At 44.9% G+C, this 758-nt stretch carries 1 protein-coding gene; it reads right to left on the reverse strand.

What is annotated here, in order from left to right:
- On the reverse strand, window positions 1–758 hold a 758-nt coding region (locus R8N47_RS24805; protein ID WP_318186052.1), incomplete at both ends, for a glutathionylspermidine synthase family protein.

A 758-nucleotide genomic window follows, 5' to 3' on the forward strand; every position in this document is an offset into this window, starting at 1 on the left:
TTAGCAAAATAGGCAGGCAAAAGATTAGGATGATTTGGAAAGCGTTCCCACAACAATGGCAAAAGTGCTTTATTGGACAAAATCGATTTCCACATGGGTTCTAGCCAGTTGACGTTTGCAGTCGCTAAGTATTTCGCGTATTCCTCTTCAAACATGAATTCCCAAGGATAAAGTTTGAACATCCAACGAATGGCTCGTTCGTCCACATCCACAAATTTTCCGTCTTCCGTTACACCAATATCTTCGACGTGCACAAAAGCTGTCGCTAGCCCCGCCTCGCGCGCGCAGTCTTCTAAATACTGTACCGTCGCTTTATCTTCTTCTGTGTACTTGCAACAGCTAAAGTGGAGAGTTTGTCCCGGTTGATATTTGGCTATCTTCGCAAAACGCTCAATCAGAAAGTCTTGAAGAATATTGAATTGATCCGCAGCTTGATGAATTCGACCTTTGTTAACTACATCTTCCAGCCACACCCATTGCCAAAAACCCGTTTCAAACAAACTTGTCGGTGTATCGGCATTGTGTTCGAGTAGCTTTGCTGGTGATGTTTCGTTATACGCAAAATCCAAACGAGAATAGAGCGAAGGCTCTTTTCGTTGCCACGAAGACGCGACCTGTTCCCACATCAACTCAGGAATCGCACATTTCGTCAGTAGTTGCTCACAGCGAACCACCTCATCCACAATAGACAAGCACATCTGATGCAGTTCTTCAGTGGGAGATTCTAGGTCGTGCTCGATTTGCTCCAGCGTAAATTG

It is taken from the genome of Vibrio sp. 2132-1 (genome assembly GCF_033344315.1).